Origin of the sequence: Micromonospora terminaliae (assembly GCF_009671205.1) — a bacterium.
GTDB classification, from domain to species: Bacteria; Actinomycetota; Actinomycetes; order Mycobacteriales; family Micromonosporaceae; genus Micromonospora; species Micromonospora terminaliae.
This window is the reverse complement of the sequence record NZ_CP045309.1, coordinates 6,378,452-6,404,661: the sequence shown is the minus strand read 5'-3', so window position 1 is coordinate 6,404,661 and position 26,210 is coordinate 6,378,452. Positions and strand designations below refer to the sequence as shown.

The 26,210-nt window shown below is 73.5% G+C and carries 23 protein-coding genes; 10 read left to right on the top strand and 13 right to left on the bottom strand.

The genetic code is table 11. The annotated features are described in order from the left end of the window. Positions 1-48: 48 nt before the first annotated feature. Positions 49-1,236 carry an FAD-dependent monooxygenase gene (locus tag GCE86_RS29845; protein ID WP_154229994.1) on the top strand — a complete coding sequence of 396 codons (1,188 nt, stop codon included), beginning with the start codon at positions 49-51 and terminating at the stop codon, positions 1,234-1,236. Here GCE86_RS29845 and GCE86_RS29840 read toward each other — a convergent pair. Further along, positions 1,230-2,270, bottom strand: coding sequence for a S66 family peptidase (locus GCE86_RS29840; protein WP_154229993.1), 1,041 nt, complete (start codon positions 2,268-2,270; stop codon positions 1,230-1,232). The two genes, GCE86_RS29845 and GCE86_RS29840, sit on opposite strands and share 7 nt — an antisense overlap. 84 nt (positions 2,271-2,354) lie before the next feature. Between GCE86_RS29840 and GCE86_RS29835 the strand changes: the two genes are divergently transcribed. Continuing rightward, positions 2,355-3,386, top strand: coding sequence for a hypothetical protein (locus GCE86_RS29835; protein WP_154229992.1), 1,032 nt, complete (start codon positions 2,355-2,357; stop codon positions 3,384-3,386). Positions 3,387-3,509: 123 nt separating this feature from the next. Then, complete coding sequence (ppc, locus tag GCE86_RS29830; protein WP_154229991.1) at positions 3,510-6,296, top strand: phosphoenolpyruvate carboxylase; 2,787 nt, start codon at positions 3,510-3,512, stop codon at positions 6,294-6,296. Positions 6,297-6,356: 60 nt separating this feature from the next. On the opposite strand, the gene GCE86_RS29825 is transcribed toward ppc, so the two are convergent. Beyond that, positions 6,357-7,178 (bottom strand): hypothetical protein, encoded by an 822-nt coding sequence (locus GCE86_RS29825; RefSeq protein WP_154229990.1) that lies wholly within the window; start codon positions 7,176-7,178, stop codon positions 6,357-6,359. Positions 7,179-7,233: 55 nt separating this feature from the next. Between GCE86_RS29825 and rmuC the strand changes: the two genes are divergently transcribed. Then, the gene (gene rmuC, locus GCE86_RS29820) at positions 7,234-8,412 is read left to right on the top strand and encodes a DNA recombination protein RmuC (RefSeq protein ID WP_154229989.1); all 1,179 of its coding nucleotides are present in this window, start codon (positions 7,234-7,236) and stop codon (positions 8,410-8,412) included. A 148-nt stretch (positions 8,413-8,560) separates the two neighbouring features. Beyond that, positions 8,561-11,863, top strand: a complete 3,303-nt coding sequence (locus GCE86_RS29815; RefSeq protein WP_154229988.1) for a S8 family serine peptidase — start codon at positions 8,561-8,563, stop codon at positions 11,861-11,863. Positions 11,864-11,932: 69 nt separating this feature from the next. Here the strand turns inward: GCE86_RS29815 and GCE86_RS29810 are convergent, their stop codons facing one another. Beyond that, positions 11,933-12,403, bottom strand: a complete 471-nt coding sequence (locus GCE86_RS29810) for a hypothetical protein (RefSeq protein WP_154229987.1) — start codon at positions 12,401-12,403, stop codon at positions 11,933-11,935. A 41-nt stretch (positions 12,404-12,444) separates the two neighbouring features. Continuing rightward, positions 12,445-13,431: a 4-hydroxy-3-methylbut-2-enyl diphosphate reductase gene (locus GCE86_RS29805; RefSeq protein WP_154229986.1), complete on the bottom strand. Its 987-nt coding sequence runs from the start codon at positions 13,429-13,431 to the stop codon at positions 12,445-12,447. Positions 13,432-13,527: 96 nt separating this feature from the next. Here GCE86_RS29805 and xseA point away from each other — a divergent pair, with 96 nt between their 5' ends. Next, positions 13,528-14,739, top strand: a complete 1,212-nt coding sequence (gene xseA / locus GCE86_RS29800; protein ID WP_154229985.1) for an exodeoxyribonuclease VII large subunit — start codon at positions 13,528-13,530, stop codon at positions 14,737-14,739. 14 nt (positions 14,740-14,753) lie between these two features. Beyond that, positions 14,754-14,966 (top strand): exodeoxyribonuclease VII small subunit, encoded by a 213-nt coding sequence (locus GCE86_RS29795; protein ID WP_091260311.1) that lies wholly within the window; start codon positions 14,754-14,756, stop codon positions 14,964-14,966. 35 nt (positions 14,967-15,001) lie between these two features. On the opposite strand, the gene GCE86_RS29790 is transcribed toward GCE86_RS29795, so the two are convergent. Both GCE86_RS29790 and GCE86_RS29785 read right to left on the bottom strand, forming a co-directional pair. Beyond that, a complete protein-coding gene (locus GCE86_RS29790) occupies positions 15,002-15,856 on the bottom strand; it encodes a hypothetical protein (protein ID WP_154229984.1) in 855 nt (284 codons plus the stop codon). Between the two features lie 180 nt (positions 15,857-16,036). Next, complete coding sequence (locus GCE86_RS29785) at positions 16,037-16,750, bottom strand: DUF4245 domain-containing protein (protein WP_154229983.1); 714 nt, start codon at positions 16,748-16,750, stop codon at positions 16,037-16,039. Positions 16,751-16,909: 159 nt separating this feature from the next. On the opposite strand from GCE86_RS29785, the gene glpX reads away from it, so the two are divergent. Together glpX and GCE86_RS29775 are read left to right on the top strand one after the other, a co-directional pair. Continuing rightward, positions 16,910-17,941: a class II fructose-bisphosphatase gene (gene glpX / locus GCE86_RS29780; protein ID WP_091260318.1), complete on the top strand. Its 1,032-nt coding sequence runs from the start codon at positions 16,910-16,912 to the stop codon at positions 17,939-17,941. Next, positions 17,938-18,939, top strand: coding sequence for a DMT family transporter (locus GCE86_RS29775; RefSeq protein ID WP_154229982.1), 1,002 nt, complete (start codon positions 17,938-17,940; stop codon positions 18,937-18,939). The genes glpX and GCE86_RS29775 overlap by 4 nt, the downstream gene beginning before the upstream one ends. Here the strand turns inward: GCE86_RS29775 and GCE86_RS29770 are convergent. After that, positions 18,908-19,825 (bottom strand): NAD-dependent epimerase/dehydratase family protein, encoded by a 918-nt coding sequence (locus GCE86_RS29770; RefSeq protein WP_154229981.1) that lies wholly within the window; start codon positions 19,823-19,825, stop codon positions 18,908-18,910. The two genes, GCE86_RS29775 and GCE86_RS29770, sit on opposite strands and share 32 nt — an antisense overlap. Positions 19,826-19,962: 137 nt before the next feature. Here GCE86_RS29770 and GCE86_RS29765 point away from each other — a divergent pair, with 137 nt between their 5' ends. Continuing rightward, positions 19,963-20,655 (top strand): TetR/AcrR family transcriptional regulator, encoded by a 693-nt coding sequence (locus GCE86_RS29765; RefSeq protein WP_154229980.1) that lies wholly within the window; start codon positions 19,963-19,965, stop codon positions 20,653-20,655. 17 nt (positions 20,656-20,672) lie between these two features. Here the strand turns inward: GCE86_RS29765 and GCE86_RS29760 are convergent, their stop codons facing one another. From GCE86_RS29760 to GCE86_RS29735, 6 genes are all read right to left on the bottom strand, one after another. Further along, on the bottom strand, positions 20,673-21,641 hold the full coding sequence (locus GCE86_RS29760; RefSeq protein ID WP_154230727.1) for an NAD(P)/FAD-dependent oxidoreductase: 969 nt from the start codon (positions 21,639-21,641) through the stop codon (positions 20,673-20,675). Between the two features lie 107 nt (positions 21,642-21,748). Further along, positions 21,749-22,408 (bottom strand): rhomboid family intramembrane serine protease, encoded by a 660-nt coding sequence (locus GCE86_RS29755; protein ID WP_154229979.1) that lies wholly within the window; start codon positions 22,406-22,408, stop codon positions 21,749-21,751. A gap of 101 nt (positions 22,409-22,509) precedes the next feature. Beyond that, on the bottom strand, positions 22,510-23,190 hold the full coding sequence (locus tag GCE86_RS29750; RefSeq protein ID WP_167537083.1) for an aggregation-promoting factor C-terminal-like domain-containing protein: 681 nt from the start codon (positions 23,188-23,190) through the stop codon (positions 22,510-22,512). A gap of 277 nt (positions 23,191-23,467) precedes the next feature. After that, a complete protein-coding gene (phoH2, locus tag GCE86_RS29745; protein ID WP_154229977.1) occupies positions 23,468-24,880 on the bottom strand; it encodes an RNA 5'-3' helicase PhoH2 in 1,413 nt (470 codons plus the stop codon). Between the two features lie 342 nt (positions 24,881-25,222). Beyond that, the gene (locus GCE86_RS29740) at positions 25,223-25,657 is read right to left on the bottom strand and encodes a hypothetical protein (protein ID WP_154229976.1); all 435 of its coding nucleotides are present in this window, start codon (positions 25,655-25,657) and stop codon (positions 25,223-25,225) included. After that, entirely contained in the window at positions 25,654-25,995 is a 342-nt protein-coding gene (locus GCE86_RS29735; RefSeq protein ID WP_154229975.1) for a hypothetical protein, read from the bottom strand. Before GCE86_RS29735 ends, GCE86_RS29740 begins: the two co-directional genes overlap by 4 nt. Positions 25,996-26,210 lie beyond the last annotated feature (215 nt).

Here is a 26,210-nt window from a genome sequence, read left to right as displayed (position 1 = left end):
GTTTCGCTGAGACTATTCTCAGAGTTACTCGATCGAAGGGAGCGGCAGATGGGCGCGACGCGAACGGCAGTGGTGATCGGCGGCGGCATCGGCGGCACGGTCACGGCGATGGCGCTGGCCCGGGCGGGCATCGAGGCGACCGTGCACGAGGCGCACCCGGGCGGGGCGGACGGCGTCGGCGCGATGCTGACCCTCGCCCCGAACGGCCTGGCGGCACTGCGGATCGTCGGGGCCGAGGAGGCGGTCCGGGCGGCCGGACACGCGGTCCCCGGCGTGGTCATGGCCGACGGCGCGGGAAACCGCCTCAGCGAGTTCCACGGCTTCCCGGGGCTGCCCGCCACCCACGCGATGGCCCGCGCGGACCTGTACCGGGCGCTGACCGCAGAGGCACTCGCCGAGGGCGTGAAGGTCGAATACGGTCGGCGCCTCGTCGGGGCCGAGGAGGGTCGTGACGGGGTCACCGCCGTCTTCGCCGACGGCAGCACCGCGCACGCGGACGTGCTGATCGGGGCCGACGGCATCCGCTCCACCGTCCGCACGCTGATCGACCCGAGCGCACCGGGGCCCGAGTACGCCGGCGTGCTCGGCTTCGGCGGGCTGGTCGCGGAGGACGTGGCATCCGCCGGGGACGTGGCACCCGCCGAGCCCGGCACCATGTACTTCGCCTTCGGCAGGTCGTTCATCGGCTGGTGGCGACTGCCCGACGGGCAGGTCTGCTGGTTCGCCAGCCTCCCCCGCACCGAGCCGCTCACCTGGGCGGAGGTCCAGCGGATCCCGGCGGAGCAGTGGCTGGCCCGGCTGCGCGAGCGCTACGTGGGTCACGTGCCCGGGGAACGGCTGCTGGCCCAGACCGCGCCGGACACGCTGATGGCCACCGGGCCCATGGAGCGGATGCCGTCCGTGCCGCACTGGCACCGGGGTCGCCTGGTCCTCGTGGGCGACGCGGTCCACGCGCCCTCGTCCAGCTCTGGCCAGGGTGCCTCACTCGCCATCGAGAGCGCCGTCGAGCTGGCCCGCTGCCTACGCGACCGGCCCGATCACGCCGCCGCGTTCGCGGCGTACGAGCGGCTGCGCCGGGGGCGCGTCGAGCTGATCGGTGGCAACGCGGCGGCCACCAACCGGGCCAAGGCCGGCCAGGCGGGTGGGCCCGCCATGCCCACCCCGGAGCAGATGTTCGGCCCCGTCCACCGTCATCACATCGACTGGCACGCCACCGTGCCGCTGGAGGTTCAGTAGCGGACGGCGATGCGGCGTTCCACGGCGTCGACGCGGATCTCCCCGCCGTACGGGATGATCAGCTGCGGGTCGGTGTGGCCGAGGTCGACGTCGAAGACCACCACCGGGTCGTCGGCGTACGGCGCGAGGGCCCGCAGGATCGCCTCCCGCTGCGCCTCGCCCCAGGCCCGCCGCTCGTCCAGGGTGTGCGGCTTCTCGAAGTCCCACGCCTTGGGCCGGCCCACCACGATCGCCGGGAAGGCCCCCAGGAGCCGGCGCTCGCCCAGGTTGCGCACGATCCGGAAGACCTCCTGCGCGCCGGGCAGCTCGTTGGAGGTCTCGACCAAGAGCACCGACCCGGCCAGCTCGGCCGCCGAGGGCACCCGGTCCACCGCCATCAACCAGTGGATGATCTCCAGGCAGCCTCCCCAGGTGCGCCCCTGGACCACCCGGGCCGGCCCGTGCCAGCGCCAGCCCTCCCCGGGGAACATCACCGGCTCCTCGGCGAGGGTGGCGGGGTCGCGCCAGTCGCGGGGCTCGTCGCCCCACTCCGGCGCGGGAGTGAGGTCGTACCACCCGGAGCTGAACAGCGCCGCCCGCAGCGAGTCGAACGTCAGCGGGTGCGGCGCGCCGGACCGGCCGAGGTGCACGAGCACCGACCCGCCGTGGTAGGCGACGATCCCGAGCCGGTACAGGTGGTTGAGCACGTTCGTGTTGTCCGAGTAGCCGTAGTAGGGCTTCGGGTTGGCCCGCAGCACCGCGTCGTCCAGGAACGGGGTGACCGTGACCAGGTCGTCGCCACCGACCGTGGCGAGCACCGCCGTGACGCTCGGGTCGGCGAAGGCGGCGGTCAGGTCGCGCGCCCGGTCCCGGGGGTCGGCTCCCAGCTGCCGGGTGGTCGGGTACTCCACCGGCTCCAGCCCGAACTCCTCGCGGAGCCGGCGCAGGCCCAGCTCGTGGACGTGCGGGAAGAGGCCCGGCAGGCCGGCGGAGGGCGACACGACGGCGACCCGGTCGCCCGGCTTCGGCTTCGGGGGGTAGCTGGGCAGCGACATGATCCGAAGCTATCGGGCCGCGCCAGCGAATTCCGCCGGAGGAAACCGCCCGAGCCGGGCATATGCGGGCAATAGGCTGGGCGCGTGGACGAGGCGCTTCCGGCACGCGACTGGCTGCCCCGCACGGCGGCGCTGCTGCTCGGCACGCTCGCCCTGGCCACCGCGTTCATCGCCGCCTACGTCGGCGCGCTGCACCAGCCCCGGCCCCACGACGTGCCCGTCGGGGTCGTCCTCGGCGACCAGCGCGCCGAGGCCGTGCTGGCGGCCGTCCGCCAGCGCACCAACAAGATCGAACCCATCGAGTACGACGACCCGGGCGCCGCCGACGACGGCCTGACGACCCGCAAGGTGTACGGGGTGCTCACCTCCGGCCCGGACAACGGCCTGCACCTGGCCACCGCCAGCGCCTCCGCCCCGGCCGCCACCGAGCTGGTGACCCAGGTGCTCGGCCAGGCCGCCCAGCAGGCCAACCTCCCGATCCAGGTGACCGACGAGGTGCCGGTGGAGCCGACCGACCCGCGCGGGCTGGTCCCGTTCTACCTGGCGGTCGGCCTCGTGCTCGGCGGCTACCTGGCCTCGACCGCGCTGGGCCTGCGCACCGGCACCGCCCCGGTGAGCCTGCCCCGGGCCGGGCTGCGGATCGCCGCCCTGGCGGTCTACTCGGTCGTGCTGGGCGTCGTGGGGGCCACCATCGTCGGCCCGGTGCTCGACATCTGGCACCACGACCTCCCGGCGGTCGCGGCGGTCGGCGCGCTGGCCGTCTTCGCCGCCGCGATGATCGCCAGCGCCGTGCAGGCCTGGCTCGGGCTGCTCGGCACCGGGCTGGTGATCCTGCTGCTGGTGGTGCTCGGCAACCCCGGCTCCGGCGGCATCTACGCCCCGGAGTTCCTGCCGGACTGGATGCGCGGCATGCACCGGTGGAACCTGCCCGGCCTGACCACCGACCTCATCAAGTCGGCGGTCTACTTCGACCGCCGCTCGACGGGCTGGACGCTGTCCGGGCTGACCCTCTGGGCCCTGCTCGGGATCGTCGGCCTGCTCACCGCGACGGTCTTCCGGACCCACCGGCGCGCGGCCCGCGCCCGCACCTCCGAGGCGCCGACCGCCCATGGCTGAGCCGGCCGGCCCGTCCCAGAGTGCAGATCGTCACGCGGTCCCCCTCCTTCCGCCGGGGCTCGCGCGGATACCATCCAGGGAGTCGGACAGCGCTGTCCTTCGTACTCGCGTAAGGAGCGCACCGTGACCGACCAGCACGACCACGACGGCCCCGACGCTGCTCTCCGGGCCGACATCCGCCGCCTCGGCACGCTGCTCGGGCAGACCCTCGCCCGCCAGGAGGGCCGGCCCCTGCTCGACCTGGTCGAGGAGATCCGGGCCCAGGTCCGCTCCGACCCGCCGGCCGCCGCCCAGCGCCTCGCCGGGCTCGACGTCACCACCGGCACCAAGCTGGCCCGGGCCTTCTCCACCTACTTCCACCTGGCCAACATCACCGAGCAGGTGCACCGGGCCCGCGACCTGCGCCGCCGGCGGGCCACGCACGGCGGCTGGCTGGACCAGGCGGCCAAGATGATCGCGGAGCGCGGGGTGCCGGCCGAGGAGATCGCCGCCGCGGCCCGCCGGCTCGCCGTACGCCCGGTCTTCACCGCCCACCCCACCGAGGCGGCCCGCCGGTCCATCCTGTCCAAGCTGCGCGCGGTCGCCGACGAGCTCGACGCCGAGACGGCCAACGCGATCCTCTACGGCGCCAGCGACGAGGGGCCGGCCAACCGGCGCCTGGCCGAGCTGCTCGACCTCATGTGGCAGACCGACGAGCTGCGGCTGGACCGGCCGGACCCGACCGACGAGGCCCGCAACGCCATCTACTACCTGCGCGACCTGCACGCCGAGGCCGCCCCGCAGGTGCTCGACGACCTCGCCGACACGCTGCGCACCCTCGGCGTGGAGACCTCCCCGACCGCCCGCCCGCTGACCTTCGGCACCTGGATCGGCGGCGACCGGGACGGCAACCCGTTCGTCACCCCGACGGTGACCCGCGACGTGCTGCGCATCCAGCACGAGCACGGCATCGAGGCCACCGAGAAGGCCATGGACCAGCTGATCAACGAGGTCAGCGTCTCCCGCCGGCTGCGGGCGGTCTCCCTCGACCTGTCGGCCAGCCTCGCGGCCGACCTGGACGCCCTGCCCGAGGTGGCGCCCCGGTTCCGCCGGGTCAACGCCGAGGAGCCCTACCGGCTCAAGGCGCGGTGCGTGAAGGCCAAGCTGGCCAACACCCGGGAGCGGCTGCGCACCGGCACGCCGCACGTGCCGGGGCGGGACTACCGCGGCTCGGCCGAGCTGATCGCCGACCTGGAGCTGCTGCGCGCCTCGCTGGCCCGCAACTCCGGGCAGCTCACCGCCGTGGGCCGGCTGGCCTCGACCATCCGTACGGTGTCCGCGTTCGGGCTGCACCTGGCCACCATGGACGTCCGGGAGCACGCCGAGAAGCACCACGAGGTGCTCACCCAGCTCTACGCGGCGGTCGGCGAGGTGTCCGACTACCCGTCGCTGACCCGGCTGGAGCGCACCAAGCTGCTCGCCGACGAGCTGGCCGGCCGCCGGCCGCTCTCCACGCAGGACAGCCCGCTCACCGAGTCGGCGCAGAAGACGTTCGACGTGTTCGGGGCGATCCGCGAGGCGCAGGACCGGTTCGGCGCCGAGGTGATCGAGTCGTACATCATCTCGATGACCCTCGGCGTGGACGACGTGCTCGCCGCGGTCGTGCTGGCCCGCGAGGCCGGCCTGGTCGACGTGCACAGCGGCCGGGCCCGGATCGGGATCGTGCCGCTGCTGGAGACCCCGACCGAGCTGAACGCCGGCGGCGAGATCCTCGACGAGCTGCTGTCCCTGCCGGCCTACCGGGCGCTCGTGGCGGCCCGCGGCGACGTGCAGGAGGTGATGCTGGGCTACTCCGACTCGAACAAGGAGGCGGGCATCACCACGAGCCAGTGGTCCATCCACCGCGCCCAGCGCGCGCTGCGGGACGTGGCCGCGCGGCACGGCGTACACCTGCGGCTCTTCCACGGCCGCGGCGGCACCGTGGGGCGGGGCGGCGGCCCCACCCACGAGGCCATCCTGGCCCAGCCCTACGGCACCCTCGACGGCGCGATCAAGGTGACCGAGCAGGGCGAGGTCATCTCCGACAAGTACACGCTGCCCGCGCTGGCCCGGGAGAACCTGGAGCTGACCGTGGCCGCGGTGCTCCAGGCGACGCTGCTGCACACGGCGCCCCGGCAGCCGGCCGAGATGCTGGAACGCTGGGACGCCACCATGGACGTGGTCTCCGAGTCGGCCTTCCGGTCCTACCGGTCGCTGGTCGAGGACCCGGACCTGCCGGCCTACTTCTGGGCCTCCACCCCGACCGAGCTGCTCGGCGCGCTCAACATCGGCTCCCGGCCGGCGAAGCGGCCGAACACCGGCGCCGGGCTGTCCGGCCTGCGGGCCATCCCGTGGGTGTTCGGCTGGACGCAGACCCGGCAGATCGTGCCCGGCTGGTTCGGCGTGGGCTCCGGGCTGGCCGCCGCGCGTGCGGCCGGGCTGGAGGACGTGCTCGCCGAGATGAACCGGAACTGGCACTTCTTCCGCACGTTCCTGTCGAACGTCGAGATGATGCTCACCAAGACCGACCTGAGCATCGCCCGGCGCTACGTGGAGACCCTGGTCCCGAAGAAGCTGCACCCGATCTTCGCGAAGATCGAGCAGGAGTACGAGCTCACCAAGCAGGAGGTGCTGGCGGTCACCGCCTCGCCGGCGCTGCTGGAGAACTCGCCCGTGCTCCAGCGCACCCTCGCGGTACGGGACACCTACCTGGAGCCGCTGCACCACCTCCAGGTGGCCCTGCTGCGGCAGTACCGGGACTCCGGGGCCGCGGGCCGCGCGGTGGCCACCGCGCCGGGCGGGCGCCGGGCGCCCAACGACGGTACGGCGCTGGAGCGGGCGCTGCTGACCACGGTCAACGGCATCGCCGCCGGCATGCGCAACACCGGCTGACCCCGGTGCACGAGGAAGGCCCCGGTCCCGCCGACCGGGGCCTCCGTCCTCCCGGGCGGGCTACCAGTCGCCGCCGCCGAAGTCGCCGCCACCGAAGTCGCCGCCGAAGTCCCCACCGCCGAAGTCGCCGGCCGCGTAGTCACCCTGGCCGGCGAAGTCCTGGCCCTGGTCGCCGAAGTCCTGACCCTGGTCGCCGAAGTCGCCGCCCTGGTCCTGGCCGTCGTCGAACCCGTCGTTGAAGCCCTCCTGGTAGCCGGCCTCGTAGCCGTAGCCCGGGTCGGCGAAGGCGGGTGAGAAGAGCGCGTCGGCGATCAGGATGCCGCCAAGCACGCCGGCCCCGGTGCCCAGCGCCGTCTTCCACCACGGCGTCGAGTACCAGCCGGCCGGCACGGGACGGCCCTGCCAGTTTCCGCCCGGGTAGTAGTACGGAGTCTGATTTCCCGGCTGCGGGCCGGCCCGGTAGGTCTGGCCCTGCACGTTGACCTCGCGCTCCTTGGTGAGCATTCCCGCACCGCGCGCGGCGGCCAGCGGCGGCAGCTCCGGGCCCGGGTCGATGCCCAGGGCCGTCCGGGCCGCCCGGATGTACGCCAGCCCCTCCAGCGCCGTCTCCCGCGCCAGCGCGAACTGGTGCGTGGTGCCCGCCTGCTCCAGCTGGGAGCCGGCCGCGTTGTACCGCTCGCCCGCGTCGGCCAGCGCCTGGCGGACCGCGGGGGCGTCGCCGTGCAGGTTCATGAGCTGCCCGCCGAGCCGCTCGTACCAGCGCTGCGCCTCAGCGCGCGCGTCGGCCAGCTCGGTGGCCCGCCGGGACCTGCTTCCCCACCGCCAGAACACCAGGGCACCTCCGAGCATCAGGATCAGGACCACCCACAGGGCAACCTCCATGACGTCGAACGTACCCAGCGGGCGCACGTCGTACCCGTTTGGCAAGCTCTTCGGCATGAGCTTCTCGACGCTGGCCGTGGTGGTGCTCTGCCTCGCCGCGGGCGGTGCCGTGGGGTGGCTCGCCGCCCGGTCCCGCTCGGCGACCGACATCGCCCGGCTGGAGGCGACCCTGGCCGCCACGCGCGAGGGTGAGGGGCGGCTGGAGCAGTCGCTGCGCGCGCTCAGCTACGAGGCGACCGCGCAGTCCCAGGAGGCGGTGGCCCGCGCGGTGGCCCCGCTGCACGACACCCTCCGCCGCTACGAGCAGCGGGTGGCCGAGCTGGAGCACGACCGGGTCGACGCCTACGCCGAGCTGCGCGAACAGGTGCGGTCGATGAGCGCCGTCTCCGGCGAGCTGCGCACCGAGACCAAGCAGCTCGTCGCGGCGCTGCGCGCCCCGCAGGTGCGCGGCCGCTGGGGTGAGCACCAGCTCCGGCGGATCGTCGAGGCGGCCGGCATGCTGGAGCACTGCGACTTCAACGAGCAGGTCACCGCCGCCACCGACCACCAGGGGGTCCGCCCCGACCTGGTGGTCCGGCTGCACGGCGGCCGCACCGTGGTGGTCGACGCCAAGGCGCCCTTCGAGGCCTACCTGACCGCCATGGAGGCGCGCGACGAGCGGGGGCGCGACACCCACCTCGACGCGCACGCGCGGCACCTGCGGGCGCACGTCGACGGGCTGGCCGCCAAGACCTACTGGGCGGCGTTCGACCAGACCCCGGAGTTCGTGGTGCTGTTCGTGCCGGCCGACCCGTTCCTCGACGTGGCGTTGCAGCGCGACCCGTCGCTGCTCGAGCACGCCTTCGCCCGCAACGTGGTGCTGGCGACGCCGGCCACCCTGGTGGCGCTGCTGCGCACGGTGGCCTACTCCTGGCGGCAGGAGGCGCTGGCCCGCAACGCGGCCACCGTGCACTCGCTGGCCCGCGAGCTCTACGGGCGGCTGTCCACCCTGGGCGAACACGTGGGCAAGCTCGGCGGCGCGCTGAGCGGTGCGGTGACCGCCTACAACCGCGCGGTCGGCTCGCTGGAGGCGCGGGTGCTGGTCAGCGCCCGCAAGCTGGCCGAGCTGGGCGTCTCCGACCAGGAGCTGCCCGCACCGGCCCAGGTCGAGCTGGCGCCCCGCCAGCCGCAGGCCCCGGAACTGGTGGACGGCGTGTCCACATCGGCCGATCGGCCGGCAGCCATCGACGGTTGACACTCGAAACGTGACGACATCGGCCGATCGGCGTCACGGAGTGGTCACAACCTACTTCGGAGTAGTGACACCGGCGGGGCCAGCCCGAAGGATCGCTGTCACGCGTGCCCTGTCTCCTGAAGGGCCCTGTTCTCTGGAGGAAGAGAACGTGAGTCAACCCCGCAACCGGAGCCGGCGTACCTCCGCCGCGCTCTTCGCCTCGGTCCTGGCGGCCGGCGCCATGACCGTGGGGGGTGGCGCCGCGACCGCGAGCGCAGCCCCCGCCGCCGCCCCCGACGCCTCGCAGCCGACCGCCGCCGAGACGCTGGGCGCCCACGACGCCAAGCTGCTGGACGAGGCGGAGGCGAAGCACGCCCCGACCGTCACCCTGATCATCGCCGCCAAGAAGGGCTCGACCAAGAAGGTCGCCGACGGGCTGGCCAGCCTGGGCGCCGCGGTCAGCCAGCGCTACGACCAGGTCGGCTACGTGCTGGCCAAGGTCCCGACCGCGAAGGTCCTCAAGGCCGCGACGCTCCCCGGCATCTCCGCCGTCGACCTCGACGAGACCATCAAGCTCCCCGACCCGGCCCCCGAGGCCGCCCCGGCCGGCGCGAAGGCCGCCGAGCAGGGCGAGACGCTGGCCGGCCCGGGCGCCGACACCGGTGCGGTCAACCCGTACATGCCGACCAACGAGACCGGCGCGGAGGCCTTCAAGGCCGCGCACCCGACGTGGGACGGCCGCGGCGTCACCATCGGCATCATGGACTCCGGGATCGACCTGGACCAGCCGGCGCTGCAGAAGACCACCACGGGCGAGCGCAAGATCGTCGACTGGGTCACCGCGACGGACCCGCTCGAGGACGCCTCCTGGCGCGCGATGGCCAGCGACGTGGCGGGCCCCTCGTTCACCAACACGCTGGGCACCTGGACCGCACCGGCCGGCGCCTACAAGTTCAACGTCTTCCGGGAGAACATCACCCTGCTGGACGACGCGCGGGGCGACGTCAACCGCGACGGTGACACGACCGACTTCTGGGGCATCCTCTACAACCCGGTGAACGGCGACATCCGCGTAGACGCCAACCAGAACAACGACTTCACCGACGACGAGCCGATGCGGCCGTACAAGGAGAAGTTCCAGGTCGGCCACTTCGGCACGGACAATCCGGCCACCGCCGTGCGCGAGCAGATCCCGTTCGTGGTCGAGTACCGCAAGAACGTGGACATCGCGCCGGCGGACGGCCAGCCCGGCCCGTACTACGACTTCGTCAACATCGGGATCATCGAGGCGACCCACGGCACCCACGTCGCCGGCATCACCGCCGCCAACGACATGCTGGGCAACAGCGTCCTCGACGGCGCCGCCCCGGGCGCCAAGCTCGTCTCCGCCCGGGCCTGCTCGTGGGGCGGCGGCTGCACCGCCGCGGCGCTCACCACCGGCATGGTCGACCTGGTGGTCAACCGCAAGGTCGACGTGGTCAACATGTCGATCGGTGGCCTGCCGGCGCTCAACGACGGCTCCAACGCCCGCGCCAACCTCTACGACGAGCTGATCAGCACCTACGGCGTGCAGATGTTCATCTCGGCCGGCAACTCCGGCCCGGGCCTGAACACCGTCGGCGACCCCTCCGTCGCCAGCAACGTGGTCAGCGTGGCCGCGAACGTCAGCAAGGACACCTGGCTGGCCAACTACGGCTCGGTGGTCCGCAAGGAGAACGCGCTGTTCAACTTCTCCTCGCGCGGCCCGCGTGAGGACGGCGGCTTCAAGCCCAACGTCACCGCCCCCGGCTCGGCCATCTCCACCGCGCCGACCTGGCAGCCCGGCAACCCGGTCCCCGAGGCCGGCTATTCGCTGCCCCCCGGCTACCAGATGCTGAACGGCACCTCGATGGCCTCGCCGCAGGCCACCGGCGCCGCCGCGCTGCTGCTGTCGGCGGCCAAGGCCACCGACGAGGGCGTCACCCCGGCCGCGCTGCGCCGGGCCATCTACACCTCCGCCAAGCCGATCGCGGACGTCCCGACCTACGCGCAGGGCTACGGCATGTTCAACGTCGCGGGCGCGTGGGACCTGCTCGCCGCGGGCGTGCAGACCCGGACCTACACCTCCGCGGCGCCGGTCTGCACCGAACTGTCGGGCAACCTGACGAAGTACAACAAGGACTCCGGCGTGTTCGAGCCGAACCCGAACGTCGGCACCGGCATCTACAACCGCTGCGCGGCCGGCGACGGCGGGCAGAAGGTCAAGGAGAGCCGCACCTACGAGGTCAAGCTGACCCGCACCAGCGGCCCGAACAAGAGCCTCAAGCACACCGTCGCGTTCCGCGGCAACGACGGCACCTTCTCGGCCCCGGCGGTCGTGTGGCTGCCGCTCGACAAGACCGTCACCGTCAAGGTGAAGGCCAAGCCGCTGACCGCCGGCGCGCACGGCGCCATCATGACCGTCGACGACCCGGCCACCTCGGTGGTCGACTTCGAGGTCGCCACCGTCGTGGTCGCCTCGACCGCGGTCTCCGCGCCGGCCTACTCGTTCGCCACCGCCGGCTCGGTCGACCGGAACGGCTTCACCTCGTACTTCGTGACGGTTCCGAAGGGCGCCGGCGCGCTGCAGGTCAACCTCTCCGGCATCGCCACCGGCTCGCAGACCCGGTTCATCGCCATCAACCCGTACGGCGTGCCGGTCGAGAGCACCGCGAGCACCGCCTGCTACACCAACTTCTCCGACGCCGCCGCCTGTAAGCCGCAGGAGCGGGACTACCAGAACCCGATCCCGGGCGTCTGGGAGATCGAGGTGGAGGCGCGGCGCACCTCGCCGGCGCTGAACAACCCGTTCCAGCTCCAGGCGCGGGTGCAGGGCGTCGCGGTCGAGCCGGCCGTGGTCGAGCTGCCGTCGGTGACCGCCGGCACCCCGACCGAGGTGAGCTGGGGCCTGACCAACACGTTCGGCCCGGTCCAGGTGACCGGCGTCGGTGGCCCGCTGTCCAGCGTGCACGCCGAGCGGCCGAGCATCGCCCAGGGCGCTCGCCAGGAATACACGGTGGACGTCCCGGCGGGGGCCACCTCGTTCACCGCCCGGATCGGCAACCCGTCCGACCTGAGCGCCGACCTGGACCTGTCGGTCTTCCTCGGCGCGACGCGGGTGGGCCAGTCGGCCGACGGTGACTCGGAGGAGGCGGTCACGCTGACCAACCCGGCCGCCGGCACCTACCGGGTCGTCATCGACGGCTACTCGGTGAGCGACCCGACCACCGCGTACGACTACCGCGACTCCTTCGCCGCCCCGGCGCTGGGTTCGCTCTCCGCCCCGAGCACCCCGCTGGCCCTGGCCAACGGCGCCACCGCGACCCTGACCGGCACGGTGACCGCCAAGGCCACCCCGGCCGCCGGCCGGGAGCTCTACGGTGACCTCGCCGTCACCACCGTCGAAGGCGCGGTCGTCGGCCGCGGCTCGGTGGAGGTCGGTGCGGTCAACTGACCCGCTGAACCCAGGAGCCCCGCCCCCACCCGGGGGCGGGGCTCCGCCGTTTCCGGCCTCGGCGCGGGATCAGGCGCGGCGGGCCGATTCGACGACGAAGGGGGTGCCCTGCTGGCAGGTGGTCATCATGCCCGGCTCCGCGTGACCGGTGACCTCGACCCGGGTGCCCGGCTTGAGCAGGTCGCGCGGGCCGCCGATCAGCAGGTTGTCGTCGAGCAGCAGGCAGTTCGGTTCGACACCGGCGCGGATCGTCCCGGTGAGGGTGGTGGCGCCCGGGCCGGGCGGCTTCGACGGGCCGCCCTTCCAGGTGGGGTTCGGGCGGCTGGGGCCGGGATCGGGCTGGCTGGTCACCGGGGCTCCTGTCGGGCTGGGGCCGGGATCGGCCTGGCAGGCGGGCCAGGTTTCGCACGGCCCGGTGCTGCTGGTCGCCGGGGCGGCACCCGTCGGGCTGGGACCGGCGGGCTCGCTGCCCGGACCGGCGCAGGCGGTCAGCGCCGCGCCGGCCAGCAGGGCGACGAGAACCGTCCGAGGAGTCTTCATGACCGGTTGGACGTGGTCAGTGGCGGTTTCGTTCCGGCCGGTCAGCCGCGGGCGGCCGCGGCCTTCAGGTCCCGCTTGAGCTCCTGGGGCAGCGAGAAGGTCAGCCGCTCGTTGGCGGTCGTGATCTCCTCGACGTCGGCGAATCCGCGCTCGGCCAGGTGCGCGAGCACCTGCTGCACCAGCTCGTCCGGCACGCTGGCGCCCGAGGTGACCCCCACGGTGCGGGCGTCCTCCAGCCAGGCGTCGTCGATCTCGTGGGCGAAGTCGACCAGGTGCCCTGCCCGGGCGCCGGCGTCCAGCGCCACCTCGACGAGGCGGACCGAGTTGGAGGAGTTCCGCGAGCCGACCACGATCACCACGTCGCAGTCGGGGGCGATCTCCTTCACCACGTGCTGCCGGTTGGAGGTGGCGTAGCAGATGTCGTCGCTGGGCGGCGACTGGAGCAGCGGCAGCCGCTGCTTGAGCCGGGCCACGGTCTCCAGGGTCTCGTCGACCGAGAGGGTGGTCTGGGAGAGCCAGACGACCTTGTTCGGGTCGCGCACGGTGACCTTGTCGACGCCGTCCGGCCCGTCGACCAGCTGGATGTGCGCGGGCGCCTCGCCGGCGGTGCCGACGACCTCCTCGTGCCCCTCGTGGCCGATCAGCAGGATGTCGTAGTCCTCGGCGGCGAACCGCCGGGCCTCCTGGTGCACCTTGGTGACCAGCGGGCAGGTCGCGTCGATCGCCTTGAGCGAGCGGGTCCGGGCCTGCTCGTAGACCTCGGGGGCCACGCCGTGCGCGGAGAAGATGACGGTGGCGCCCTCCGGCACCTCCTCGTTCTCCTCCACGAAGATCGCGCCCTTGGCCTCCAGCGTCTGCACCACGTGCTTGTTGTGCACGATCTGCTTGCGGACGTAGATCGGCGCGCCGTAGAGCCTGAGCGCCTCCTCGACGGTCTGCACCGCCCGGTCCACGCCCGCGCAGTAGCCGCGGGGCTTGGCCAGGAGCACGCGCTTGCCGGTCCGGGAAGTCGTCTCAGCATCAGTCACCCGACCATCGTACGTGCCTCCTCCGCCCCGCCTGGACTGCGAGCTGTGCCACGTCCGGGGCACGGTCCCGTCGGAGGTGGGCCGTAGGGTGGGCGGGTGAGCGAGGAGCGGAGCACGTCCGAGGAGCCGTGGCCGGTCCGGGTGGTGAGCCAGAAGATCGGGGCCTGGATCGCCCGCCTGGGGTGGGTGTGGGTCGACGGCCAGGTCGCGCAGATCAGCCGCCGGCCCGGGGCGAGCACGGTCTTCCTGACGTTGCGTGACCCGTCGGCGGATCTCAGCCTGACCGTCACCACCAACCGCGACGTGCTCGACGCGGGCGCGCCGGAGCTGGCCGAGGGCGCCCGGGTGGTGCTGCACGCCAAGCCCGAGTTCTACGCCGCCCGCGGCACGCTCAGCCTACGCGCCGACGAGATCCGCCAGGTCGGGCTCGGCGAGCTGCTGGCCCGGCTGGAGAAGCTCAAGAAGCTGCTGGCCGCCGAGGGGCTCTTCGACCGGGCCCGCAAGCGCCGGCCGCCGTTCCTGCCCGGCCGGATCGGGCTGATCACCGGCCGCGCGTCGGCCGCCGAGCGGGACGTGCTGACCAACGCCCGCCGCCGCTGGCCGGCCGTGGAGTTCCGCACGGTCAACGTGGCGGTCCAGGGGCCGAGCGCCGTGCCCGACATCGTGGGCGCGCTCAAGGTCCTCGACGCCGACCCGACGGTCGATGTGATCATCATCGCCCGGGGCGGCGGGGGCATCGAGGACCTGCTGCCCTTCTCCGACGAGGCGCTGTGCCGGGCGGTCTTCGCCTGCCGCACGCCGGTGGTCAGCGCGATCGGCCACGAGACCGACACTCCGCTGCTCGACTACGTCGCCGACGTACGCGCCTCGACCCCGACCGACGCGGCAAAGCGCATCGTGCCCGACCTGGCCGAGGAGGTCCGCCTCATCGGCCAGGCCCGGTCCCGGCTGGAGCGGGCGGTACGCAACCTGGTCGACCGCGAGCAGCACCGGCTCGACCTGCTGCGGTCCCGGCCGGTGCTGGCCCGCCCGCAGGTGATGGTCGACCAGCGGGCCACCGACGTCGCGGCGCTGCGCGACCGGGCCGGCCGCTGCCTGGACCACCGGCTCGGCGCCGCCGGCGACGACCTGCGGCACACCCTGGCGCGGCTGCGCGCCCTCTCCCCCGCGGCCACCCTCGACCGGGGCTACGCCATCGTCCAGCGCGGCGACGGGCACGTGGTCCGCGCCGCGTCCGAGGTGGCCAAGGGTGATCCGCTGCGGGTCCGCCTCGCCGAGGGCGAGCTGACCGCCACCGTGGACGGCTGATGAAATGGGACCCGATGACTGACACGACGAAGGACGAGCGGCTCAGCTACGAGCAGGCCCGCGCCGAGCTGGCCTCGGTGGTCGAGCGGCTGGAGGCGGGCGGCACCTCGCTGGAGGAGTCGCTGGCGCTCTGGGAGCGCGGCGAGCAGCTCGCCGGGATCTGCCAGCGCTGGCTGGACGGCGCCCGGGAGCGCATCGACGCCGCCCGGCAGCGCACCGAGGACTGAGCGGCGGGACGGCCGGAGCCGTCCCGCCGGCCCGGTCACTTGAACAGGTTGTAGAGCTCCGCGGGCGCCTCGACGACCTGGTCGGCCGGGGGCTTCTGCGCGGCGGCGGCGTTGCCGTAGTCCGTGTAGGTGATCTTCACGTCCTGCGCGGCGCTCTGCCCGGCGGCCGGGATCTTGAGCACCAGTTCGCTGAGCCGGCCCTGCGGGTCGACCTTGGCGGTGAATGGCACCGACTGGGCCTGCGCGCCGAGCGCGGTGATCACGGCCGGGTCGAGCGAGCCCGCCTCGGCTGCCTTCGACACGTCGACGGTGCCCGCGTACGCGCCCTCGCCGGTCTGCCGGACCTCGGTGACGCCCTGGGTCAGCACCGCGCTGCCGGCCGGGTCGAGCTTGTCGAAGTCGAAGCCGAGCGCCCGGTTGCCCTGGATCCGGGTCTGGTCGAGGTGCTGGTACTTGCCCAGGTTGAGGTTCTTCAGCCCGGGCACGCTGGCGGCGGCCTTGCCGCCCAGCTCCACCTTGACCCAGCTGTCCGGCTTGTAGTGGACCAGGTCCAGCTTCATCATCAGGTCCGACGACGGGTCGCCGATCGTCATCCGCATCTCGGCGCTCTGGGTGGGCTCGTGCACCTGCCCCTCGGCGGTGGAGCCCGCGCCGGACATGCTGAACCGGAAGTTCCCCTCGCGGATCGCGTTGGTGGAGTCGAGCAGGGCCTGCTTGGCGTCGCCGCCGGGCGTGCCGCTCGGGGCGATGCTGCCGGAGGCGGCGCTGCCGGAGGCGGCCGGGGTCGCGGAGGCTCCCGCGCCGGCGGTCCCGTTGTCGTTGCACGCGGCCAGGCCGGGGATGAGCAGCGCCGCGGCGAACGCGGTGGCGCTGAAGCGTCGAATCTTCACGTCAAACCTCTCCAGGTGGGTCGTCCGGCCCACGGAGGTGCCGGAGTCGGGGCGCCGCAGCCCGGACGCCGGCTCCGGCGCACGAGCCCGGTCCGGCCGGTGTGGTCGGCCCCGGCGGGCTCGTGCCCCCTTCTGTTCCCTGAAGCGGTGTTCCGCAATCCCTGTCCGGTGCGGGAGCGGTCAGCGGAGCGAGGTGGCCAGCTCGCGCAGCTCCGCCTCACCGGCGTCGCCCACCACGATCACCGTCCGGTTCGGCTCCAGCAGGACGAGGGCCTGCTCGTTGCCCCGGGCGGTGTACCGCTGCCAGCTCGTCCCGCCGGGCAGGTCGGCCGGACCCTGCGGCTGGCCACCGCTCAGCTCGGCCGGCAGCAGCTTCTCCGCCGGCGCGTTGCTCTCCACCAGCTGCGCGCCGCGGCCCTCCGGGGTCAGGTAGCCGATGCGCAGCGTCCCGGCGCCCGACTCGGTCTGGTAGCGGGCGCTGACCGCACGCCAGTCGGAGCCCAACCCCTGCGGCTCGGCGACCGGGAAGGCGCCCGCCGCGCGGGCCTGCTCGACGGCGGGCGCCGGGTCGACGGTGACCGGCTCGTCTCCGCCGAGGAAGCCCCGGTAGAAGGCGAGCAGCAGGGCGATGGGGACCAGCAGGACCAGCAGCGACAGCGCCATGTCCTTCGGCGACCGCTCGGACCGGGCCTTCTCCTTGCGCGGGGGCGGCGCGGGCTGCTCCCCGGCGTCGTCGGGCGTCGCGGCGTCGGTCAGCGACGTGGCGCCGGTCGACTCGACGAGGGCCGGCTCCCCCGCCGGCGGGGTCGCTCCGGCGGCCGGCCGCACCGGCGGCTGGCCGTCGGGCGGAGTGGCGTCGGTCGGTGCGCGGTCGGCAGGCTGTGCGGGTTCCACCCGACCATTCTCGCAGCCGTCCGGGTGACGTGATCCTGGCCTCCTCCGCCCCGCTCCGGCGGCGAACCTGGGATCGTGTGAGGATCAGCGACAAAACCGGCGGCGGCGACGGCCGCATCCCGCCGGTCCACCCCGCAACGTCGCGAGGAGGAAGCCGTCATGACAACCACCAGGACGCGGACGCCCCAGGATCTCGACCGTAACCTCGCCCTCGACCTGGTCCGGGTGACCGAGGCCGCGGCCATGGCCGCCGGCCGCTGGGTCGGCCGGGGCGACAAGGAGGGCGGCGACGGAGCCGCCGTCGACGCCATGCGCAAGCTGATCAACTCGATCCCGATGCGCGGTGTCGTGGTGATCGGCGAGGGCGAGAAGGACAACGCCCCGATGCTCTTCAACGGCGAGGAGGTCGGCGACGGGACCGGTCCCGAGGTGGACGTGGCGGTCGACCCGATCGACGGCACCACGCTGATGAGCAAGGGCATGCCGAACGCGCTGGCCGTGCTCGCGGTGGCCGAGCGGGGTGCGATGTTCGACCCGAGCGCCGTCTTCTACATGGAGAAGCTCGCGGTCGGCCCGATGTACGCCGACGTGGTCGACATCAACGCCGGGGTGGCCGAGAACATCCGGCGGATCGCCAAGGTCAAGGGCACCGACCCCGCCGAGGTGACGGTCTGCGTGCTGGACCGGTCGCGTCACGACGACCTGGTGAAGCAGATCCGGCGGACCGGGGCGGGCATCCGGTTCATCTCCGACGGCGACATCGCCGGCGCCATCGCGGCGGCCCGGGGCGAGTCCGACGTCGACGTGCTCATGGGTATCGGCGGCACCCCGGAGGGCATCACGGCGGCCTGCGCGCTGAAGTGCATGGGCGGCATGATGCAGGCCAAGCTCTGGCCCAAGGACGAGCAGGAGCGGGAGAAGGCGCTCGCCGCCGGACACGACCTGGACCGGGTGCTGTTCACCGACGACCTGGTCACCGGCGACAACTGCTTCTTCGTGGCCACCGGCGTCACCTCGGGCGACCTGCTGCGCGGGGTGCGCTACCGGGCGGGCGGGGCGTACACCCAGTCGATCGTGATGCGCTCGAAGAGCGGCACGATCCGGGTGATCGACTCCTACCACCGGCTGGAGAAGCTCGCCCTCTACTCGGCGGTCGACTTCGACGGGCGCCCCCTGGCCGAGCAGGAGTGACCGCGACCGGGACGGCGGCGACCCCGACGCTGCCGACCACGCGGCGGATCGCCGGCACCGGGCTGGCCACCGCCTCGGGGGTCGCGGTGGCCGTCCAGTCCCGGATCAACGGAGAACTCGGCGTACGCCTGGCCGACGGGATCGCCGCCGCGGTGGTCTCGTTCGGCGTGGGCCTGCTGGTGCTGCTCGTGCTGGTCCCCGCCTCCCCCGGCGGCCGGCGGGGCCTGGCCGCCCTGCGGGCCGCGCTCCGGGACGGCTCGCTGCGGCCGTGGCAGTGCCTCGGCGGGGTCTGCGGCGCCTTCCTGGTCGCCACCCAGGGCCTGACCATCGGCGCCCTCGGCGTGGCGGTGTTCACCGTCGCCGTGGTGGCCGGGCAGTCCGGCAGCAGCCTGCTCGTCGACCGGGCGGGGATCGGCCCGACCGGGCGGCAGCCGGTCACCCCGAACCGGCTGGTCGGCGCGGCGCTCACGGTGGTGGCCGTGCTGCTGGCGGTAGGCGACCGGCTGGGCGACCCGGGTGCCCTGGCGCTGGCCCTGCTGCCGCTGGCCGCCGGGGTGGGCATCGCCTGGCAGCAGGCGGTGAACGGGCGGGTCCGCGGGGCCACCGGCAGCGCCATGACCGCCACGCTGGTCAACTTCACCGTGGGCACCGTGGCGCTGCTCGCCACCTTCGCGGTGGACGTGGCGGTCCGGGGCCGCCCGGCCGGCGCCTTCCCGGCCGAGCCGTGGCTCTACGTGGGCGGCCCCATCGGCATCGTGTTCATCGCGCTGGCCGCCGCCATCGTCCGGTTCACCGGGGTGCTGCTGCTCGGCCTGGCCACCATCGCCGGGCAGGTCGTCGGCGCCGTCCTGCTGGACCTGCTGCTGCCCACCGCCGCCTCGCACCCCACGCCGACCACCCTGCTGGGCGCGGCGCTGACGCTGGTCGCGGTGCTGGTCGCCGCGCTCGGGCCGCCGCCGAGGCTGGTCAGGCGCGCAGCGCCGCCACCGTCTCCTTGACCGCCCGGTCCAGCGGCGTCGCCTCGACGCCGAGGGTGGCGGTCGCGGCGGTCGAGTCCAGCACGTACGGGCGGGCGAACTGGTAGGCGGTCTCCCGCAGTTCCCGGACGAACGGGTTGGCCAGCCCGCCGAGCCAGAGCACCGGGTACGGCATCCGGGTCAGTCGCGGCGCGGGCGCACCGACCAGGGCCGCCGCGCGTTGGGCGAGGTCCCGCATCGAGACGGCGGGCGCGCTGGGCACGTGCCAGGCGCGTCCCCAGGCCCGCTCGTCGGTCGCGGCGGCCACCAGGGTACGGGCGACGTCCGGAATGTACGTCCAGGTGTGCGGGGCGTCCCAGTCGACCGGCAGGAACACGCGCTGCCCGGCGAGCACCCGGGGCAGCACCATCATGGCCAGCGAGGTCCCGTCCGGGCCGAGGTAGTCGGAGCCGCGTACCTCGGTGATCCGGGCCCGGCCGGCCCGGTGCGCGGCCAGCGCGTCGGCCCACATGCGGTTGCGGACCCGGCCCTTCGTGCCCGTCGAGGCGAGCGGGGTCGCCTCGGTCATGGGGGCGTCGACCGGGCCGTACCCGTAGAGGTTGCCGACGGTGGCGAGCACCGCGCCGGTCCGCTCGGCGGTGGTGAGCAGCGCGGCGGCCAGCGGCGGCCAGTCCAGCGGCCAGCGGTGGTAGGCCGGGTTGGCGCAGTTGTACACCGCCACCGCGCCCTCGGTCAGCGCGGTCAGCCGGTCGGCGTCGGCGGCGTCGGCGGCGACCCGCTCGACGGCGGGGTGGGCCGGGCCGGTGCCGCGGCGGGTCACCACCCGCACCCGGTCGCCGCGCTCGGCGAGCAGGCGGGCGGTGGCGGTGCCGACGGGTCCGGCGCCGACGATGACGTGCAGGGCCATGAGGGGCCACCCTTCAAAGCAGGGATCCATTCCGAGAGCACCGCTCTCGCAACAGAGCATGCCCGACGCCGGGCCATTTCGTCAAGAGCACTGCTCTCGGTTTTGAATGCCGCTCTCCGGCGTGGCAGAGTGGAGGCATGGTCGCTCCCTCGCTCCGCGCCCGGGTCCGCGCCGGCATGATCGAAGAGATCAAGGCGGTCGCCCGTCGCCACCTGGCCACCGACGGCGCCAACCTCTCGCTCCGGGCGGTCGCCCGCGACATGGGCATGGTCTCGTCGGCGATCTACCGCTACTTCCCCAGCCGCGACGACCTGCTCACCGCGCTGATCCTGGAGGCGTACGGCGCGCTCGGCGACGTGGTCGAGGCGGCCGATGCCGGCGTCGATCAGGCCGACCTGCGCGGCCGCTGGCACGCCGTGTGCCGGGCCGCCCGGGCCTGGGCGCTGGCCAACCCCGCCGAGTACGCCCTGCTCTACGGCAGCCCCGTCCCCGGCTACGCGGCCCCGGACGACACCGTGGAGCCGGCCCAGCGACCCCCGGTGACCCTGGTCGGCATCCTCCGCGATGGGGTGGCCGCCGGCCGGCTCGCACCGTCCGGCGAGGAACTGCCCGAACCGCTGCGGTCCGACGTGGCCGAACTGGCGGCGCTGCTCGACGTTGACGTGCCGCCCGCCCTGCTGGCCCGGGGCATGGCCGGCTGGACCCAGCTCTTCGGGTTGATCAGCTTCGAGTTGTTCGGCCGGATCAACCGCACGCTGCCGCACCGCGACGAGTACTTCGACCACCAGACCGGCCTGATGGCCGACCTCATCGGCCTGCCCGCGGCCTGAGCGCGGCGGCCCGCCGGTCAGGTGCCGTCGGAGGAGTGGCCCGGGAAGAGGTGCGCGCTCGGGTCGATGACGACCGCGGCGTTGTTGACGGCGGTGGCCGCCTCACCGAAGCCGGTGGCGATGAGCCGGACCTTGCCCGGGTAGTCGGTGATGTCCCCGGCCGCGAAGACGCGGGGCAGGTTGGTGGCCATGGCGCTGTCGACCACGATGTGCCGGCGGTCCAGGCGCAGCCCCCACTCGGCGAGCGGGCCCAGGTCGGCGGTGAACCCGAGGGCGGCGACCACGGTGTCCACCGGCACCGTCTCCACGGCGCCGCCGCGTACGGCCAGCTCGGCGCCGGTGACCCGGTCCTCCCCGTGCAGCCGGGTCACCTCGGCGTTGACCACGATCCGCACCGGCAGCGCGCGCACCCGGTCGACGGTCGAGGCGTGCGCGCGGAACCGGTCCCGCCGGTGCACGAGGGTCACCGAGCGGGCGATGGGGGCCAGCGTCACGGCCCAGTCGAACGCCGAGTCGCCGCCGCCCACGATGAGCACGTCCCGGCCGGTCAGCTCGGCCGGCTGCGGTACGAAGTAGACGATCCCGCCGCCCACGAAGCTGTCCGCCACCGGCAACGGCCGGGGCGTGAAACTGCCCAGCCCGCCGGTGACGAGCACCGCGCCGCAGTGCAGCTGGTCACCGCCGGCCAGCCCGAGCACCGGGCGCCCGTCCAGGTACGACAGCTTCTCCGCCCGCACCCCGAGCAGGTAGTCCGGGCGGAAGGGCGCGGCCTGGGCGACCAGGTTGGCCACCAGCTCCCGCCCCTTGATGGCGGGGAACCCGGCGACGTCGAGGATGAGCTTCTCCGGGTACATGGCGGTGACCTGGCCCCCCGGCTCGGGCAGCGCGTCGATCACGGCGACGGAGAGCCCCCGGAACCCGGCGTAGTAGGCGGCGAACAGCCCGGCGGGGCCGGCCCCGATCACGGCGACATCGACCTCGCGCATGGCGTACCGTCCCGTCACTTCGCCAGGGGATCAACGCGTGCTGATCTCGACGGTAGGCGGGGCGGTGGCCGCGGGCAAGCACGTCCCGCCGGCCGATGGACGTGCCGTCAGGACAGCGTGACCGGCGGTGACCCGAGCGTGTCCCGGTCCCCCGTGTCCGTACGGCGGCGGAACAGCACGGCCGCGACGGCACCGCCGAGCAACCCGAACAGGTGGCCCTGCCAGGAGATGCGCTCGTCGGTGGGAAGGATGCCGAGCAGTTGCCAGCCGTACAGCAGGCCGACGAGGAGCACCACGGCGAAGTTCCACCAACTGCGCTCGACGATGCCGCGGGTGAGCAGGATGCCGAGGTAGCCGAAGATCACCCCGCTCGCGCCGACCACCACCGAGTTCGGCGAACCGGTGAACCAGACCCCCAGGCCGCTGACCAGGATGATCACCAGCGTGGACCAGAGGAACCGGCGGGTGCCGGCGGCCAGCACGAAGGTGCCGAGCAGGATCAGCGGGATGCTGTTGCTGTAGAGGTGGTTCCAGCCGGCGTGCAGGAACGGCGAGAAGAAGATGCCGTCGAGCCCCTGGATGCGGTGCGGGATGATGCCGGCGGTGACGTCCAGGTCGGCGCGCAGGCCCACGTCGACGGCCTCGATGAGGAACAGCACCGGCACGACCGCGCACATGGCGACGAACGCCCGGCCGAGCGAGGCGTAGAACGCCTCGGTGCCGAACCGGTGGGGGTCGCCGCCCGTCGGGCCGTCTCGCCAGGTCACCCGTCAAGTGCTATCAGCAATCGCGACGTACCGCCACCCGAGCCGCGGCACGACGACGGCGGGGCGTGCGAATCTCCGCACGCCCCGCCGTCGGTGTCCGATCAGTACCAGCCGGAACTCTGCGAGTGCGCCCAGGCACCGCAGGGGTCGTCGTAGCGGCCCTCGATGTAGCCGAGGCCCCACTTGATCTGGGTGGCCGGGTTGGTCTTCCAGTCGTCGGCCACCGAGCCCATCTTGCTGCCCGGCAGGGCCTGCGGGATCCCGTACGCGCCGGACCCCTCGTTGTAGGCCTTGTGGTTCCAGCCGCTCTCCCGCGTCCAGAGCTTGTCCAGACAGGGGAACTGGTCGATGCCGAAGCCCTCGTCGAGCATGATCGCGCAACCGATCTTGCGGTTGCCGCTGAACTCCTCGCAGGAGGCCGGGATCGGCCCGTCGTACGGCTTGGCCGCCGCCTTCTCCGCGGCCTCCCGCTCCTTCTTGCGGGACGCGGCCGCCGCCTCGGCCTCCTTGGCCCGCTGGGCGGCCTCCTTGGCCGCCGCCGCGGCGCGCAGCTTCGCCTGGTACTCGGCGGCTCGCTGCTTGGCCGACACGAGGCGGTGGTCGGCCTGGCGGTCGCGCTGGTACGCGTACTCCGTCCGGTCGACCTGCAGGCCGACCTGCGCGGTCAGGCCCTGTTGCTGGGTCTGTCGGTCTTCACCCAGATAGAAGCCGCCGGCAACGCCCACGGAGAGCAGTGCGACGGCGGCCGTACGGGCGCCGAACCGGCTCCACAGCCGACTCACGAAGTGTCCCTTCGTCGGGGGCAAGGACACGGCGCGACGCGCGGCCCGGGAGCGGCCTCGGCGGCGCCGTGAGCGCCCCGACCCTCGCGGTCGCAGCCGGCGCACCGGTGTTCGTGGCTCTCCCGCCGGGTCCCGGCGAACGATGCTCAACGATCTTGGTGGTGCTGAGGCGCTCGTTGGACACCATTGCGCACAGTGAGGCCGATGGGAAACCAAGGACGCCGATTGTGATCTGCGCCACAAAGAGAATGCCCGCAAAATGGGGCAAAGGGCAGCCTCAGAGCGGAATGTCCTCCAGCAGATCGGTGACCATCGCGGCGATGGGCGAACGCTCCGAACGGCTGAGAGTGACGTGCGCGAAGAGCTGATGGCCCTTCAGCGCCTCGATCACCGCGGTCACCCCGTCGTGCCGGCCGACCCGCAGATTGTCCCGCTGGGCCACGTCGTGGGTGAGCACCACCCGCGACCCCTGGCCGATCCGGGACAGCACGGTCAACAGGACGCCGCGCTCCAGCGACTGCGCCTCGTCGACGATGACGAAGGCGTCGTGCAGGCTCCGGCCGCGGATGTGGGTCAGCGGCAGGACCTCCAGCAGGCCCCGCGAGGTGACCTCCTCCAGCACGTTCTCGTGCACCACGGAGCCGAGGGTGTCGAAGACGGCCTGCGCCCAGGGCGACATCTTCTCCGACTCGGACCCGGGGAGGTAACCCAGCTCCTGGCCGCCGACCGCGTACAGCGGGCGGAACACGACCACCTTCTTGTGCCGGCGGCGCTCCATCACGGCCTCCAGGCCGGCGCAGAGGGCCAGCGCGGACTTGCCGGTGCCGGCCCGGCCGCCCAGCGAGACGATGCCGATCGACTCGTCCAGGAGCAGGTCGAGGGCCACCCGCTGCTCGGCCGAGCGACCGTGCACGCCGAACGCCTCCCGATCCCCCCGCACCAGGCGGACCGTCTTGTCGGGCAGCACCCGGCCGAGCGCAGAGCCCCGTGCCGAGTGCAGCACCAGGCCGGTGTGGCAGGGCAGGCCGGCGGCCGCGTCGAGGTCGAGCGTCTCGCCCGCGTAGAGCCGGCCGATCTCCTCCTCGGCCAGCTCCAGGTCCGCCATCCCGGTCCAGGTCGGGTCGCTGGCCTGACCGTGCCGGTACTCGTCGGCCCGCAGGCCGACCGAGGCCGCCTTCACCCGCAGCGGCATGTCCTTGCTGACGAGCGTGACCTCGCGGCCCTCGGCGGCCAGGTTGAGCGCCACGGAGAGGATCCGCGCGTCGTTCGACTCGTTCCGGAACCCGGGCGGCAGCACCCCGTCGTCGGTGTGGTTCAGCTCCACCCGGAGGGTGCCGCCCTGGTCGTTGGCGGGCACCGGCCGGTCCAGCCGGCCGTGCTTCACCCGCAGCTCGTCCAGCATGCGCAGCGACTGCCGGGCGAACCAGCCCAGCTCGGGGTGGTGGCGCTTGCCCTCCAGTTCGGAGATCACCACCAGCGGCAGCACCACCTCGTGCTCGGCGAAGCGGTGGAACGCCGCCGGGTCGGAGAGGAGGACCGAGGTGTCCAGGACGAAGGCCGGGCCGGCTGGTCGGGGCTCCTCGGCGCCGGCGGACGCGGCGGCCGTACGGCGGCTGCGGGTGGTCCGGCGGGTCGTGGCGGTCGCGGCCGGGTTCTGGTCGGCACCGGCGGGGGTACGGCGAGTGGTCACAGGCCTGCTCCGCGGATGGGCACCCGGCCACCCGAGTTCCGCCTCTTCCGGTGCCCGGTGGGACACGGGGTCGGATGCGGGCCCCGTGCGCGAGGTCGCAGGTCCGGGCTGTCCGGCCGGCTCGGGAAAACCCCGTGCCATGCCTAGACGCTAATCGCCGGAGGCCCGGTCGGCTAGTGGTGGCAGTGGATCACACCCGACCGGGAGATGAACGACGGCGGAACCGGCCGGGATGCATGCCCCCTGCGCGCATCCCGGCCGGCGGAGCCACCGTCACCGGTCTGACGGGCGGCTCCGACGGTGCGCGTCCGCCGCGGACGGCACACCGCGTCTGGGCGGGCGTCAGCCCTGCCGCCGGACCAGGGTCCCGGCCCGCGGCCCGCCGCCGGCCGCGCCGAACGACGAGCCGGTGTACGTGGTGCCCTGCCGCGCGGCCAGCCCACCGAGCTGGGCGGTCGCCGTGGCGGTGGCCCGCAGCGCCGGGCCGGTGGCGGTGCGGGCCGCGACCGCGGCGGGGACGGCCGTGCCCGCGAACGGCGTCGAGCGCCCGGTCGTGGTGGTCACCACGGCCGGGGCCGGACCGGCCAGCGCCGAGGCGATCGCGGCCTGGGCGTCCCGGCGGCGCCGGTGCCAGGCGCCCCGGTCCCCGTCGAAGTAGCCCTGGCGGTAGCCGAACCGGTAGCCGATCCGGTAGCTGAGCTGGCCGTGCAGCCGGCCGGCCGCATAGCAGGTCGAGCCGAGCACGAGAACCAGCACGACGGCGAGAAAGGGGCTCATCGCTCGTCCGTCCCGGGCAGGGGGTCGACGACCAGCAGCCGCTCCAGATCGGCGGTGCTGACCTCCTCGACCAGCTCGACGCTGATCCGGCACCCGTCGACGATCACCTCGGCCACCGAGGCCCGGCGGATCTCGCCGCCGGCCTCGTAGACCCGGACGCTCAGCTCGGGACAACCGAGGTGGGTCCGCCAGGCGTCCCACTCGTCGCGGTCCCCGACGCTGAGGGAGAGGTAGCGGCAGCCCCGCGCCAGGTAGAGGCGCCAGGGGGCGCTCAGGCCGGCGGTCACCCCCTCGGCGATCAGGCCGAAGGCCTGCGCACGGGTCGCGAGCTCGGTCACGAGACCCCCTCGACACCCGCGGAGTGACGCATGTGAGCACTCGTCGTCTCATGCACGTGACACACCGTAAGTTGTCTCATGAGCGTGACAGTATCAGCTTTTCGTCTGTTTACCGCCGTACTGGCGTCCATCTATTCTGCCCGGGTGACACCCCTCAGGAAGAGCTCTGGATCGTTTACCGGAAACGGTGGATCACCGTCACGCCGGCGTGACAG

Bases quoted from the DNA above. Each gene is read 5' to 3' on its own strand.
- GCE86_RS29845 (WP_154229994.1), top strand. From the start codon at position 49: ATGGGCGCGACGCGAACGGCAGTGGTGATCGGCGGCGGCATCGGCGGC.
- GCE86_RS29840 (WP_154229993.1), bottom strand. From the start codon at position 2,270: ATGTCGCTGCCCAGCTACCCCCCGAAGCCGAAGCCGGGCGACCGGGTC.
- GCE86_RS29825 (WP_154229990.1), bottom strand. From the start codon at position 7,178: ATGGAGGTTGCCCTGTGGGTGGTCCTGATCCTGATGCTCGGAGGTGCC.
- rmuC (WP_154229989.1), top strand. From the start codon at position 7,234: ATGAGCTTCTCGACGCTGGCCGTGGTGGTGCTCTGCCTCGCCGCGGGC.
- GCE86_RS29810 (WP_154229987.1), bottom strand. From the start codon at position 12,403: ATGAAGACTCCTCGGACGGTTCTCGTCGCCCTGCTGGCCGGCGCGGCG.
- GCE86_RS29795 (WP_091260311.1), top strand. From the start codon at position 14,754: ATGACTGACACGACGAAGGACGAGCGGCTCAGCTACGAGCAGGCCCGC.
- glpX (WP_091260318.1), top strand. From the start codon at position 16,910: ATGACAACCACCAGGACGCGGACGCCCCAGGATCTCGACCGTAACCTC.
- GCE86_RS29770 (WP_154229981.1), bottom strand. From the start codon at position 19,825: ATGGCCCTGCACGTCATCGTCGGCGCCGGACCCGTCGGCACCGCCACC.
- GCE86_RS29765 (WP_154229980.1), top strand. From the start codon at position 19,963: ATGGTCGCTCCCTCGCTCCGCGCCCGGGTCCGCGCCGGCATGATCGAA.
- GCE86_RS29760 (WP_154230727.1), bottom strand. From the start codon at position 21,641: ATGCGCGAGGTCGATGTCGCCGTGATCGGGGCCGGCCCCGCCGGGCTG.
- GCE86_RS29740 (WP_154229976.1), bottom strand. From the start codon at position 25,657: ATGAGCCCCTTTCTCGCCGTCGTGCTGGTTCTCGTGCTCGGCTCGACC.